Below are 13626 nucleotides of genomic sequence, written 5' to 3'. Positions count from 1 at the left end.
AGCGTCGTGTCAGACAACCGATTACCGACTGAATGACCGCCTTCGCTGGCAAGCCAGCTCCCACAATTACATCGAAGCCTGGCGAACCTGCTTCTCCAGCTCAGCCTTCAACCCCGGTTCCAGCCTGAGTTGCCGCGCCAGTTCATCCAGGTAGGACTTCTCCATAAAGTTCTCCTCGTCGACCATCATCACACTCGCGATGTACATCTCGGCGGCGGTCTCCGGCGTGCGCGCGGCACGGGCGACGTCGGCGGGGTCCAGCGGCTTGTTGAGTTCGGCGTGCAGCCAGTGTTGCAGCTCCTGATCATTGTCGAGCTTGATGAACTCGCCCTCGATCAGTGCGCGCTCACGCTCGTCGACATGCCCGTCAGCCTTGGCCGCGGCCACCAGCGCCTTGAGAATCGCCTGGCTGTGCTGCTCGACTTGCGCGGCAGGCAAGCGGTCGAGGGTTTGTGGTTCCGTTTCTGGCGCAGTGCCCTGCTGGGCCTGCCAGTTGCCGTAGGCCTTGTAGGCCAGCACGCCCAACGCGGCGAGGCCGCCGTAGACCGCAACCTTGCCGCCCACTTTACGAGCCTTCTTGCTGCCGAGCAGCAAGCCCATGGCGCCTGCCGCCAATGCCCCACCGCTCGCGCCGGAGAGCAAACCGCCGAGGGCACCGGTGCCACCGCTCGCGCCCTTTGGCTGTGAGCCACCGGCCTTGTTCTGAAGCAGGTCCTGACCGGACTTGAGTAGTTGATCGAGCAATCCACGGGTGTTCATTTGCTGCCTCCACAGGACGTTTAACCTGAAATCAAGGGCACCAGACTAGATCGAAAGTGCCGACGCCCCGTACGCGAGAGTGCTTCCAGATGTTGCATCGCCAGGGCACCTGGCGCTGACCATCGAAAAAAAAGATATACACTCCAACAAATCGATAAAAACAGCCCACCGGGTGCTTCCCCCATGATGACCTTGCGTCAGATCCGCCATTTCATCGCTGTGGCCGAGACCGGTTCGATCTCCGCCGCCGCACAAACCGCGTTCATTTCCCAGTCGACCCTGACCCTGGCCATCCAGCAACTGGAGGAGGAAATCGGCGTCAGCCTGTTCAGCCGCCACGCCAAGGGCATGACCCTGACCCACCAGGGCCATCAATTCCTGCGCCAGGCGCACTTGATCCTGGCCACCGTGGATAACGCCAAGCGCAGCCTGCAACAGAGCACCGACCAGGTTGCCGGACAGTTGATCGTCGGCGTGACCAGTCTGGTGGCCGGTTATTACCTGGCGGATTTGCTCACTCGCTTCCAGCGCGCCTACCCCAACGTGGAAATCCGCGTGATGGAAGACGAACGCCCGTACATCGAGCATTTGCTGGTCAGCGGCGAGATCGATGTCGGCGTGCTGATCCTCTCCAACCTCGAAGACCGCCACGCCTTGCAGACCGAAGTGCTGACCCACTCGCCGCACCGGCTATGGCTGCCGGCCCAGCATCCATTGCTGGAACACGACAGCATCAACCTCGCCGATGTGGCCCGCGAGCCATTGATTCAACTGAACGTCGATGAAATGGACCGCAATGCCCAGCGCATGTGGTCGGCAGCCTCTTTGCAACCGCGCATTACCCTGCGCACGGCCTCGACCGAAGCGGTGCGAAGCCTGGTGGCCGCCGGATTGGGCGTATCGATCCAGCCCGACATGACCTATCGCCCGTGGTCACTTGAGGGCGACATCATCGAAGCGCGGCCGATTGCCGACCTCAGCCAGACCCTGGACGTCGGCCTCGCCTGGCGTCGCGGCACGGCGCGACCGGCGCTGGTGGACCCGTTCCTGACGGTCGCCCGCGAACAACCCCATGGCGGGCGCAAGCCATCTATTTAATCGAACGCAACCTTCAGTATTTAGTATTTGTTGTCCTCGGGCCCGCGAACTAGTCTTGTTACATCTATATAAGACGGCCGGGTCCCAACCACTGGGAACACCATGGCCACACAAGAAAAGAGAACCCGAAAAATGGCCGGCGCGCAGACCCCGTTGTTCACCGCATTGTTGATCGATGGTGAATTAGTCGCCGGTCAAGGCTGTGCCGAGCCGATTCTCAACCCGACCACTGGCGAAGTCATCACGCAAATCGCCGAAGCCAGCACCGAGCAAGTCGAAGCCGCGATCCTCGCCGCCCACCGCGCCTTTGCCGGTTGGTCACGGACCACGCCACAGCAACGTTCCAACCTGTTGCTGGACATCGCCAACGCCATCGAAAAAAACGCCGACCTGCTGGCCCGCCTCGAATCCATGAACTGCGGCAAGCCGTTGCACCTGGCCCGTCAGGATGACCTGAGTGCCACGGTCGACGTGTTCCGCTTCTTCGCCGGCGCCGTGCGTTGCCAGACCGGCCAGCTCAGCGGCGAATACCTGCCGGGCTACACCAGCATGGTGCGCCGCGACCCTATCGGGGTGGTGGCGTCGATTGCGCCGTGGAACTACCCGATCATGATGGCCGCGTGGAAAATCGCCCCGGCCCTCGCCGCCGGCAACACCCTGGTATTCAAACCGTCGGAACACACGCCGTTGTCGATCCTGGCCCTGGCACCCTCGCTCGCCGAGATCCTGCCACGGGGTGTGATCAATATCGTTTGCGGGGGTGGCGAAGGCGTCGGCAGCCACCTGGTGAGCCACCCTAAAGTGCGCATGGTGTCGCTGACCGGCGATATCGTCACCGGGCAAAAAATCCTCCAGGCCGCATCGAAAACCCTCAAGCGTACCCACCTCGAACTCGGCGGCAAGGCTCCGGTGATCGTCTGCAACGATGCCGACATTCAGGCCGTGATCGAAGGTGTGCGCACTTATGGCTACTACAACGCCGGTCAGGATTGCACCGCCGCTTGCCGCATTTATGCCCAGGCCGGGATTCACGACCGTCTGGTGGCCGAGCTGGGCGCGGCCGTCAGCAGCCTGCGCTTTGCCGGCAAACGCGACGCCGACAACGAAATCGGCCCGCTGATCAGCCCCCGCCAGCGCGACCGCGTGGCCAGCTTTGTCGAACGCGCCCTCGGCCAGCCGCACATCGAGCGGGTGACCGGCGCGGCCGTGCATTCCGGCGCCGGTTTCTATTACCAGCCGACCCTGCTGGCCGGCTGCAAGCAAGGCGATGAGATCGTCCAGCGCGAAGTGTTCGGACCGGTGGTCACCGTGACCCGTTTCGATGAACTGGAACAAGCGGTGGACTGGGCCAACGATTCGGAATACGGCCTGGCGTCGTCGGTCTGGACCCAGAACCTCGACAAGGCCATGCAGGTCGCGGCGCGCCTGCAATACGGCTGCACCTGGATCAACAGCCATTTCATGCTGGTCAGCGAAATGCCCCATGGCGGCCTGAAGCGTTCGGGCTACGGCAAGGACCTGTCCAGCGATTCGCTTCAGGACTACAGCGTGGTGCGGCACATCATGGCCCGCCATGGCGAGCATCTCTGACTACGCTAATAACAAGCCACCAACGGCATGCTTCACCACGTTCAAAACACTGCCCCGACCATAATTAAAGAAGAGGGAATTCCCATGTTCGTGCACAAGACCGCACTGCTCAGTGCAATCACCACCGCGCTGCTGGCCAGTGCCAGCCTCCAGGCCGCCGAGCCGCTCAAAGCTGTCGGGGCTGGCGAGGGCCAACTGGATATTGTGGCCTGGCCTGGCTACATCGAACGTGGCGAGAGCGACAAGGCCTACGACTGGGTGACCGGTTTCGAGAAGGAAACCGGCTGCAAGGTCAACGTCAAGACCGCAGCCACTTCCGATGAAATGGTCAGCCTGATGGCCAAGGGTGGTTACGATCTCGTGACGGCGTCGGGCGACGCCTCCCTGCGCCTGATCGTCGGCAAGCGTGTGCAGCCGATCAACACCGCGTTGATCCCGAACTGGAAAAACCTCGACCCGCGCCTCAAGGATGCACCCTGGTACGTGGTCAACAAGCAGACCTACGGCACCCCGTATCAGTGGGGCCCGAACGTGCTGATGTACAACACCAACGTGTTCAAGACCGCGCCCACCAGCTGGGGCGTGCTGTTCAATGCCGAAAACCTGCCGGACGGCAAGCCGAACAAGGGTCGCGTGCAAGCCTATGACGGCCCGATCTACATCGCCGACGCGGCGCTGTACCTCAAGACCGCCAAACCGGAACTGGGCATCCAGAGCCCGTATGAACTGACCGAAGCCCAGTACAAGGCCGTGCTCGACCTGCTGCGCGCCCAGCAGCCGTTGATCCACCGCTACTGGCACGACACCACCGTACAAATGAGTGACTTCAAGAACGAAGGCGTGGTCGCCTCCGGCGCCTGGCCGTATCAGGTCAACGGTCTGATGAACGAGAAACAGCCAATCGCCTCGACCATCCCGAAAGAAGGCGCCACCGGTTGGGCCGATACCACCATGATGCACACCGAGGCCAAGCACCCGAATTGCGCCTACAAGTGGATGGACTGGTCGCTGCAACCGAAAGTCCAGGGCGACGTAGCGGCGTGGTTCGGCTCGCTGCCAGCCGTCCCTGCGGCGTGCAAGGAGAGCGAACTGCTCGGCGCCGAAGGCTGCAAGACCAACGGTTTCGACCAGTTCGACAAGATCGCCTTCTGGAAAACCCCGCAGGCTGAAGGCGGCAAGTTCGTGCCGTACAGCCGCTGGACCCAGGACTACATCGCGATCATGGGCGGTAGATAACCCACTCTCCCCTGTGGGAGCGAGCTTGCTCGCGATGAGGGCACTCCAGTCAATATTGTTACTGACTGACACTCCGCCATCGCGAGCAAGCTCGCTCCCACAGTAGATCACCGTCGTTGCCGCTACCGCGCTCGGCCGACAGATAAAAGTTTTTGTTTTTTCAGAAGTCCAGGCAGGGCCGCTGCGACGGCCTTCGCCTTTTTGGAGCACCGCACCATGACGCTTGCAGTCCAGTTCACCAACGTTTCCCGTCAATTCGGCGAAGTGAAAGCCGTAGACCGGGTTTCCATCGACATCCAGGACGGCGAGTTCTTCTCCATGCTGGGGCCTTCCGGCTCGGGCAAGACCACCTGTTTGCGCCTGATCGCCGGTTTTGAACAACCTAGCGCAGGCTCCATCCGTATTCATGGCGAAGAGGCCGCCGGCCTGCCGCCGTACCAGCGTGACGTGAACACCGTGTTCCAGGATTACGCGCTGTTCCCGCACATGAACGTTCGCGACAACGTCGCCTACGGTTTGAAAGTCAAAGGCGTGGGCAAGGCCGAACGTCTGAAACGCGCCGAAGAAGCCCTCGATATGGTCGCCCTCGGCGGCTATGGCGACCGCAAGCCGGTGCAGCTTTCCGGTGGTCAGCGCCAGCGTGTGGCCCTGGCCCGCGCCCTGGTCAACCGTCCTCGGGTACTGTTGCTCGACGAGCCACTCGGTGCACTCGACCTGAAACTGCGCGAGCAAATGCAGAGCGAGCTGAAAAAACTGCAGCGCCAGCTCGGCATCACCTTCATCTTCGTCACCCACGACCAGACCGAAGCACTGTCGATGTCCGACCGCGTGGCGGTATTCAACAAGGGCCGCATCGAACAAGTCGACAGCCCGCGCAACCTGTACATGAAACCGGCCACCACCTTCGTGGCGGAATTCGTCGGCACCTCCAACGTGATTCGCGGTGACCTGGCCAGGCAGCTCAGTGGCAATCCACAGCCGTTCTCGATTCGCCCGGAACATGTGCGTTTCGCCGAAGGCCCGCTGGCCAGCCACGAAATCGAAGTCACCGGCTTGCTCCACGATATCCAATACCAGGGCAGCGCCACCCGCTATGAACTGAAACTGGAAAACGGCCAGACCCTGAACATCAGCCAGGCCAACAACCAGTGGCTGGACACCAGCGCGCAACACCAGACCGGTCAGCGCATCAGCGCACGTTGGGCACGCGAAGCCATGATTCCGTTGCACGACACCGTTGCAGGCGGGGTGTGAGATGAACACCGTGGCTATCCCTCAATCTCCGGCCAGCGGCTCGCTGTTGCGCAGGTTTTCCAACCTGTTGTATCGCCGGCCGAATTTTTACCTGTCGCTCCTGCTGGTACCGCCGCTGCTGTGGTTCGGCGCGATCTACCTGGGTTCATTGCTGGTTCTGCTGTGGCAAGGTTTCTACACCTTCGATGACTTCACCATGGCGGTCACTCCCGACCTGACCCTGGCCAACTTCACCGCGCTGTTCCAGCCGTCGAACTTCGACATCATCCTGCGCACCCTGGGCATGGCGATTGCCGTGTCGATTGCCAGCGCCATCGTCGCATTCCCGATCGCCTACTACATGGCGCGCTACACCACGGGCAAGACCAAGGCGTTTTTCTACATCGCGGTGATGATGCCGATGTGGGCCAGTTACATCGTCAAGGCCTACGCCTGGACGCTGCTGCTGGCCAAGGGCGGCGTGGCGCAGTGGTTCGTGCAGCACCTGGGGCTGGAACCGGTCCTGCAGTTCGTGTTGGGGATTCCAGGCGTCGGCGGCAGCACCTTGTCGACCTCGCACCTGGGCCGCTTCATGGTGTTCGTCTACATCTGGCTGCCGTTCATGATCCTGCCGATCCAGGCTTCGCTGGAACGCCTGCCGCCCTCGCTGCTGCAAGCCTCCGCCGACCTCGGGGCCAAGCCGCGCCAGACCTTCATGCAAGTGATTCTGCCGCTGTCGATCCCGGGCATTGCCGCCGGTTCCATCTTCACCTTCTCGCTGACCCTGGGCGACTTCATCGTGCCGCAACTGGTCGGCCCGCCCGGCTACTTCGTCGGCAGCATGGTCTACGCCCAGCAAGGCGCCATCGGCAACATGCCAATGGCTGCCGCGTTCACCCTGGTGCCAATCGTGCTGATCGCCATCTACCTGTCCATCGTCAAACGTCTGGGGGCCTTCGATGCACTCTGAAAAAGCATCTCTCGGGCTACGCATCGCGGCCTGGGGCGGATTGGTGTTCCTGCACTTCCCGATCCTGATCATCTTCCTGTACGCCTTCAACACCGAAGACGCGGCGTTCAGCTTTCCGCCCAAGGGCTTCACTTGGAAGTGGATCGGCGTGGCGTTCTCCCGGCCGGACGTGCTCGAAGCCATCAAGCTGTCGTTGCAGATCGCCTCGATTGCCACGCTGATTGCCATGGTCCTTGGCACGCTGGCTTCGGCGGCACTGTACCGCCGGGACTTCTTCGGCAAGCAGGGCATCTCGCTGATGCTGATCCTGCCGATCGCCCTGCCGGGGATCATCACCGGGATCGCGTTGCTGGCAACCTTCAAGACACTGGGCATCGAGCCGGGGATGTTCACCATCATCGTCGGCCACGCGACCTTCTGCGTGGTGATCGTCTACAACAACGTCATCGCCCGCTTGCGCCGTACGTCCCACAGCTTGATCGAGGCCTCGATGGACCTCGGCGCCGACGGCTGGCAGACCTTCCGCTACATCATCCTGCCGAACCTCGGCTCGGCATTGCTGGCCGGCGGCATGCTGGCGTTTGCCCTGTCGTTCGACGAAATCATCGTCACCACCTTCACCGCCGGCCATGAACGGACCCTGCCGCTGTGGCTGCTCAACCAGCTGAGCCGCCCACGGGACGTGCCGGTGACCAACGTCGTGGCGATGCTGGTGATGATCGTGACCATGTTGCCGATCCTTGGCGCCTATTACCTGACCCGTGGCGGTGAAAGCGTTGCGGGCAGTGGCGGGAAATAAATCAATAACAGACACCACCACCCCCTGTGGGAGCGGGCTTGCCCGCGAAGAGGCCGTCAAATTCAGTATTGATGTCGGCTGACACACCGCTTTCGCGGGCAAGCCCGCTCCCACAGGGTTCCAGGTTCAGGCAGAAAAATAATGGTTTCAATGAGGACAACGCCATGCAAACCAAACTCTTGATCAACGGCCAACTGCAAGACGGCGAAGGCCCCGCCCAACCGGTGTTCAACCCTGCGCTGGGTCGTGTGCTGGTGGAAATCAACGAAGCCAGCGAAGCCCAGGTCGATGCCGCCGTACGTGCCGCCGACGCCGCTTTCACCAGCTGGTCGCAGACCCCGCCGAAAGAGCGTTCGCTGCTGCTGCTCCAACTCGCCGATGCCATCGAGGCCCACGGCGAAGAGCTGGCCAAACTGGAATCGGACAACTGCGGCAAGCCTTACAGCGCCGCGCTGAACGACGAGATCCCGGCGATTGCCGACGTGTTCCGCTTCTTCGCCGGCGCCAGCCGTTGCATGAGCGGTTCGGCCGGTGGTGAATACCTGCCCGGCCACACCTCGATGATCCGCCGCGACCCGGTGGGCGTGATCGCCTCCATCGCGCCGTGGAACTACCCGCTGATGATGGTCGCCTGGAAAATCGCCCCGGCCCTGGCCGCCGGTAATACCGTGGTGCTCAAGCCGTCGGAACAGACCCCGCTGACTGCGCTACGCCTGGCCGAACTGGCGTCGGACATCTTCCCGGCCGGCGTGCTCAACCTGGTGTTCGGCCGTGGTCCTAGCGTCGGCAGCCCGCTGGTCACCCACCCGAAAGTGCGCATGGTGTCGCTGACCGGTTCGATCGCCACCGGCTCGAACATCATTTCCAGCACCGCCGACAGCGTCAAACGCATGCACATGGAACTGGGCGGCAAGGCTCCGGTGATCATCTTCGACGACGCCGACATCGACGCGGCCGTCGAAGGCATCCGCACCTTCGGGTTCTACAACGCCGGCCAGGACTGCACCGCCGCCTGCCGCATCTACGCGCAGGAAGGCATCTACGAGAAATTCGTCGAGAAACTCGGTGCCGCCGTCAGCAGCATCAAGTACGGCGTGCAGGACGATCCGTCGACCGAACTCGGCCCGCTGATCACCGCACAACACCGCGACCGCGTGGCCGGTTTCGTCGAACGCGCCATCGCCCAGCCGCACATTCGCCTGATCACTGGCGGCAAGGCTGTCGAGGGCAGCGGTTTCTTCTTCGAACCGACGGTGCTGGCCGATGCCCAGCAGGATGACGAGATCGTGCGGCGCGAAGTGTTCGGGCCGGTGGTGTCGGTGACCAGGTTCAGCGATGAAGCGCAGGTGCTGGGCTGGGCCAACGATTCGGACTACGGCCTGGCCTCCTCCGTGTGGACCGCCGACGTCGGTCGCGCTCATCGGATGTCGGCGCGCTTGCAGTACGGCTGCACCTGGGTCAATACGCACTTCATGCTGGTCAGCGAAATGCCTCATGGCGGTCAGAAGTTGTCCGGGTATGGCAAGGACATGTCCATGTACGGGCTGGAGGATTACACCGTCGTGCGGCATGTGATGTTCAAGCACTAAGAAACGCATCGCCTGTAGGAGCGAGCTTGCTCGCGATGGACGTCAACGTTGACGCGGGGATCCTGACGCCCCGCGGTGTCCTCGGTTTTTTCGCGAGCAAGCTCGCTCCTACAGCGAATGGGTCACCTCGGTTTCAAGGCAGAAACCGGCAGTACGCACCATCAGGCTTCACCCCAAAGAAGACAAAACAATAACCACCGATCCTGGCGGTGCCCTCAAGGCCCCGTCACGGTTTCGGACATCCGAAATCTGCCGATTTTCCGGAGCAATCACACATGAGTGCATCACCCGATCTCTCTGCAGCCCTTGCCGACAGCGATGCCGAGCAACTGCGCAAACTGGGTTACACCTCCAACTTCAATCGCAGCATGAGCCTGTGGGAAAACTTCGCCCTGGGCTTCACCTACCTGTCCCCGGTCGTCGGGGTTTATACCCTGTTCGGCCTGTGCCTGGCCGCGGGCGGGCCACCGATGTTCTGGGCCTATTTGCTGGTCGGTTGCGGCCAGTTGCTGGTGTGCCTGATCTTCGGCGAAGTGGTTTCGCAGTTCCCGATTTCCGGCGGCGTATACCCTTGGGCCCGCCGCCTGGTGGGCAAACGCTGGGCGTGGATGGTTGGCTGGATCTACTCCATCGCCCTGTGCGTGACCATCGCGGCGGTTGCCGTGGGTGCCGGTCCGTACCTCGCCGCCATGATGGGCTTTGAACCGAGCAACAACACCAACATCATCATCGCCCTGTTCCTGACGCTCTTCGCCACCCTGGTCAACCTCAGCGGCACCAAAGTACTGGCGCGGATTGCCATGTTCGGCTTCCTCTGCGAATTGGTGGGCGCGGTGATCGTCGGCGTTTACCTGCTGATCTTCGAGCGTCATCAATCGATCAGTGTGTTGTTCAACACCTTCGATATCAGCGTCGACGGATCGTACCTGCCGGCCTTCCTCACCGCGTCGCTGGCGGGGATGTTCCTGTACTACGGCTTCGAGGCCTGCGGCGACGTGGCCGAAGAAACCCCGAACCCGAGCAAGCAGATCCCGGTGGCGATGCGCATGACCATCTACATCGGCGGCATCGCGGCGATGTTCGCCTGCCTGGCGCTAATCCTCGCCGTGCCGGACATGCAAGCGGTGATCAATGGCACCGACAAGGACCCGGTCAGCACCATCCTCAACAACGCGTTCGGGCCAGTGGGTTCGAAAGTGGTGATGGGCGTAGTGATGATTTCCTTCATCTCCTGCGTCATAAGCCTGCAAGCGGCAGCCAGTCGCCTGCTGTATTCCTACGCCCGTGACGAGATGGTCATCGGCAGCCAACTGCTGAAGAAGATTTCCCCTACGACGCAGGTTCCGGTTGCCGCGCTGTTCGTGTCCGGTGTCCTGCCGGCGCTTATCATCATCCTCGGCTTCTTCCTGCAGGATGCGGTCGCCACCATCGTCAGCTTCGCGGCCATCGGCATCTACCTGGCGTTCCAGATGATCGTGCTCGCGGCCCTGTACGCCCGCATGAAGGGCTGGAAACCGAGCGGCAAATTCACCCTCGGCGCCTGGGGCTGGGCGGTGAACATCGGCGCACTGGTCTATGGTGTCGGGGCCATTATCAACATGGCCTGGCCACGGACACCGGATGCCGCCTGGTACATCAACTACGCCATGGTACTGAGCACGGCCATCGTCATTGGCCTGGGCCTGCTCTACATGTGGATCGCCAAGCCGTATGACCACGGCACCGCCCCGGCGGGCGATGCGTGGAAAGTCAGCCGGTAACGGCATTCGCCCCGGTGCCGTCGTGGCGCCGGGGCGATCTGAAAAACCAACAAGGAATGAATATGGATATCACCCGCCGCGACTTTCTCAACGGCGTCGCTGTCACCATCGCTGCCGGCATGACCCCTCTGCAACTTCTCCAGGCCGCCCCTGACGGGCGCTACTACCCTCCGGCACTGACCGGCCTGCGGGGTAACCACGTCGGCTCGTTCGAAATGGCCCACCAGATGGGCTGGGAGAAAAAGGTCTTCGACACCGACAAGCTGCCGATCACCGAGGAATATGACCTGGTGGTGGTAGGAGGCGGCCTCAGCGGACTGTCCGCTGCGTGGTTCTACCGTGAGAAACATCCGAAAGCGCGCATCCTGATTCTGGAAAACCACGACGACTTCGGCGGCCACGCCAAGCGCAACGAATTCTCCGCCGGTGGTCGCATGATCATCGGCTACGGCGGCAGTGAAGCCTTCCAGTCGCCAAATCATCTGTACAGCCAGGAAGTGAACGGCCTGCTGAAGAAACTCGGGGTGAACATCAAACGCTTCGAGACCGCGTTTGACCGCCAGTTCTACCCGGGCCTGGGCCTGTCGCGCGGGGTGTTTTTCGACAAGGAAAACTTCGGCGAAGACAAACTGGTGACCGGTGACCCGACGCCTATGGTGGCCGACGACATCGCCCCGGACCAGTTGCACGCCCGCTCCATCCCGGACTTCATCAACGACTTCCCGCTGCCGCAAGCCGACCGCCAGGCGTTGATCGCCTTGCACATGACGCCCAAGGATTACCTGCCCGGCAAAACCACCGAGGAAAAAACCGCGCACCTGGAAGCCATCAGCTACCAGGACTTCCTGCTCAAGGACGTAGGCTTGTCAGCTCAAGCGGTGAAGTATTTCCAAAGCCGCACCAACGACTTCATGGCCCTGAGCATCGATGCGGTTGCCGCGTCCGACGCCTACTCAGTCGGTTTCCCAGGCTTCAGCGCGATGAACCTGGAGCCGATCAGCGAAGAAGCCCGGGCGGAAATGGAAGAGCCCTACATCTACCACTTCCCCGACGGCAACGCCTCGCTGGCGCGCTTGCTGGTGCGCAGCCTGATCCCGGCCGTGGCACCGGGGCACACCATGGACGATATGGTCCTCGCCCCGTTCGACTACGCCAAACTCGATCAGGCCAAAGCCCCGGTGCGCATCCGCCTCAACAGCACAGCGGTGAGCGTGCGCAACGTCGGCAGCGGCGTGAACGTCGGCTACAGCCGCGGCGGCCAGCTCAGCCAGGTGCGCGGCAAGCACTGCATCATGGCCTGCTACAACATGATCATTCCGTACCTGCTGCGCGACCTGCCGCCGGAGCAATCCCACGCCCTGAGCCAGAACGTGAAGTTCCCGCTGGTGTACACCAAGGTCGTGATCCGCAACTGGCAGTCGTTCCAGAAACTCGGCGTGCACGAAATCTATGCGGCGACCCAACCCTACAGCCGGATCAAACTCGATTACCCGGTAAGCATGGGCGGCTACGACCACCCGAAAGACCCGACGCAGCCGATCGGCCTGCACATGGTCTACGTGCCCACCAGCCCCAACAGCGGCATGAACGCCCGCGACCAGGCCCGCGCCGGCCGTGGTCGCCTGTACGGCCAGAGCTTCGAACAACTGGAAGCGCAACTGCGCGACCAACTGCAACGCATGCTCGGGCCCGGCGGCTTCAACCACGAAACCGACATCCTCGCCATCACCGTCAACCGCTGGTCACACGGCTACGCGTACTTCTCCAACAGCCTGTACGACGATGCCGACGAAAGCGAAAAACTGATGAACCTGGCCCGTCAGCCGGTTGGACGGGTGAGCATCGCCAACTCGGACGCGGCGTGGAGTGCGTATGCCCATGCGGCGATCGATGAGGCGTATCGGGCGGTGGGGGAAGTGGGCTGATTGAGCACCCTGCCCGCAGCGATGCGGGCAGGGTTTGATGTTAAATCGGTTGCGGCTTGGAGAGGCTTTCGAATTCATCCATTAGCAAGTGGATTTCGGTGCTGGGGTTTGGCTCGCCGCTGATGGCAACGTCCTCGAGGATCTTCGGTGCCAAGGTTCTTGCCGTTTGGAACGGCGCTCCCAACAGCTGGGCAAAGTAGTTGATGTCTTTGCCCTTCTCATATTTTTCCATGGTTGGCTTTTCTCGCAAACTCTTGCTCACCAACTCGCCAGGGGAATGTTTCCCGACAGCTCTGAAGGGTTTTCGGTTGAATCCAAAGTGCAGCAGTAGCCAAAACTCAAAACAGGGATACGATGCAATGACTTTGATCTTTGGATGAGGCTGCGCAACATTCAATGCACGCTGAAAGCAAAGGTGTGTATCTCGATCCAATACACAAAACACTTTGTCGAAGTACTTCTGCCGGCTGATTGCTCGCTCAACAATGCCACTCGGATGTGTGACGCCGCAGTGAGCAATTTCCACCTGGGCCTTGGCCCGAAAATAAAAGGCAGCCTCCTCCAGATAGCGTTTTCCTGACTTGCTGTCTTCACAGAGCACCAACACCTTAGGTTGAGGCTTGTACCCTGAACTCCTGCGATCAAATGACTTGCCTGAACTCACCAT

At 61.6% G+C, this 13626-nt stretch carries 11 protein-coding genes; 9 read left to right on the top strand and 2 right to left on the bottom strand.

Annotated features, from left to right (window positions below):
* Positions 1–66: 66 nt before the first annotated feature.
* Complete coding sequence (locus Q8X48_RS10080) at positions 67–759, bottom strand: tellurite resistance TerB family protein (protein ID WP_407800635.1); 693 nt, start codon at positions 757–759, stop codon at positions 67–69.
* A gap of 183 nt (positions 760–942) precedes the next feature.
* Here Q8X48_RS10080 and Q8X48_RS10075 point away from each other — a divergent pair, with 183 nt between their 5' ends.
* The 9 genes from Q8X48_RS10075 (at position 943) to Q8X48_RS10035 (ending at position 12959) form a co-directional block, all read left to right on the top strand.
* Positions 943–1857 carry a LysR family transcriptional regulator gene (locus Q8X48_RS10075; RefSeq protein WP_007975056.1) on the top strand — a complete coding sequence of 305 codons (915 nt, stop codon included), beginning with the start codon at positions 943–945 and terminating at the stop codon, positions 1855–1857.
* A 102-nt stretch (positions 1858–1959) separates the two neighbouring features.
* A complete protein-coding gene (locus Q8X48_RS10070; RefSeq protein ID WP_407800634.1) occupies positions 1960–3447 on the top strand; it encodes a gamma-aminobutyraldehyde dehydrogenase in 1488 nt (495 codons plus the stop codon).
* Between the two features lie 84 nt (positions 3448–3531).
* Positions 3532–4683, top strand: a complete 1152-nt coding sequence (ydcS, locus tag Q8X48_RS10065; RefSeq protein ID WP_126049592.1) for a putative ABC transporter substrate-binding protein YdcS — start codon at positions 3532–3534, stop codon at positions 4681–4683.
* A gap of 216 nt (positions 4684–4899) precedes the next feature.
* Positions 4900–5937: an ABC transporter ATP-binding protein gene (locus Q8X48_RS10060; protein ID WP_095964999.1), complete on the top strand. Its 1038-nt coding sequence runs from the start codon at positions 4900–4902 to the stop codon at positions 5935–5937.
* A gap of 1 nt (position 5938) precedes the next feature.
* Complete coding sequence (locus tag Q8X48_RS10055) at positions 5939–6886, top strand: ABC transporter permease (RefSeq protein WP_015093713.1); 948 nt, start codon at positions 5939–5941, stop codon at positions 6884–6886.
* Positions 6876–7685, top strand: a complete 810-nt coding sequence (locus Q8X48_RS10050; RefSeq protein WP_015093712.1) for an ABC transporter permease — start codon at positions 6876–6878, stop codon at positions 7683–7685. The genes Q8X48_RS10055 and Q8X48_RS10050 overlap by 11 nt, the downstream gene beginning before the upstream one ends.
* Positions 7686–7849: 164 nt before the next feature.
* A complete protein-coding gene (locus tag Q8X48_RS10045; protein ID WP_407800633.1) occupies positions 7850–9274 on the top strand; it encodes a gamma-aminobutyraldehyde dehydrogenase in 1425 nt (474 codons plus the stop codon).
* 275 nt (positions 9275–9549) lie between these two features.
* Complete coding sequence (locus tag Q8X48_RS10040; protein WP_407800632.1) at positions 9550–11034, top strand: APC family permease; 1485 nt, start codon at positions 9550–9552, stop codon at positions 11032–11034.
* Positions 11035–11096: 62 nt separating this feature from the next.
* A complete protein-coding gene (locus Q8X48_RS10035) occupies positions 11097–12959 on the top strand; it encodes an NAD(P)-binding protein (RefSeq protein ID WP_407800631.1) in 1863 nt (620 codons plus the stop codon).
* 40 nt (positions 12960–12999) lie between these two features.
* Here Q8X48_RS10035 and Q8X48_RS10030 read toward each other — a convergent pair whose 3' ends face one another.
* Positions 13000–13626 (bottom strand): RloB family protein, encoded by a 627-nt coding sequence (locus Q8X48_RS10030; RefSeq protein WP_102699055.1) that lies wholly within the window; start codon positions 13624–13626, stop codon positions 13000–13002.

This window comes from Pseudomonas sp. QLc11A, from assembly GCF_052112305.1.
Classification (GTDB): Bacteria; Pseudomonadota; Gammaproteobacteria; order Pseudomonadales; family Pseudomonadaceae; genus Aquipseudomonas; species Aquipseudomonas laurylsulfatiphila.
This window is presented reverse-complemented; position numbering and strand designations above follow the sequence as displayed.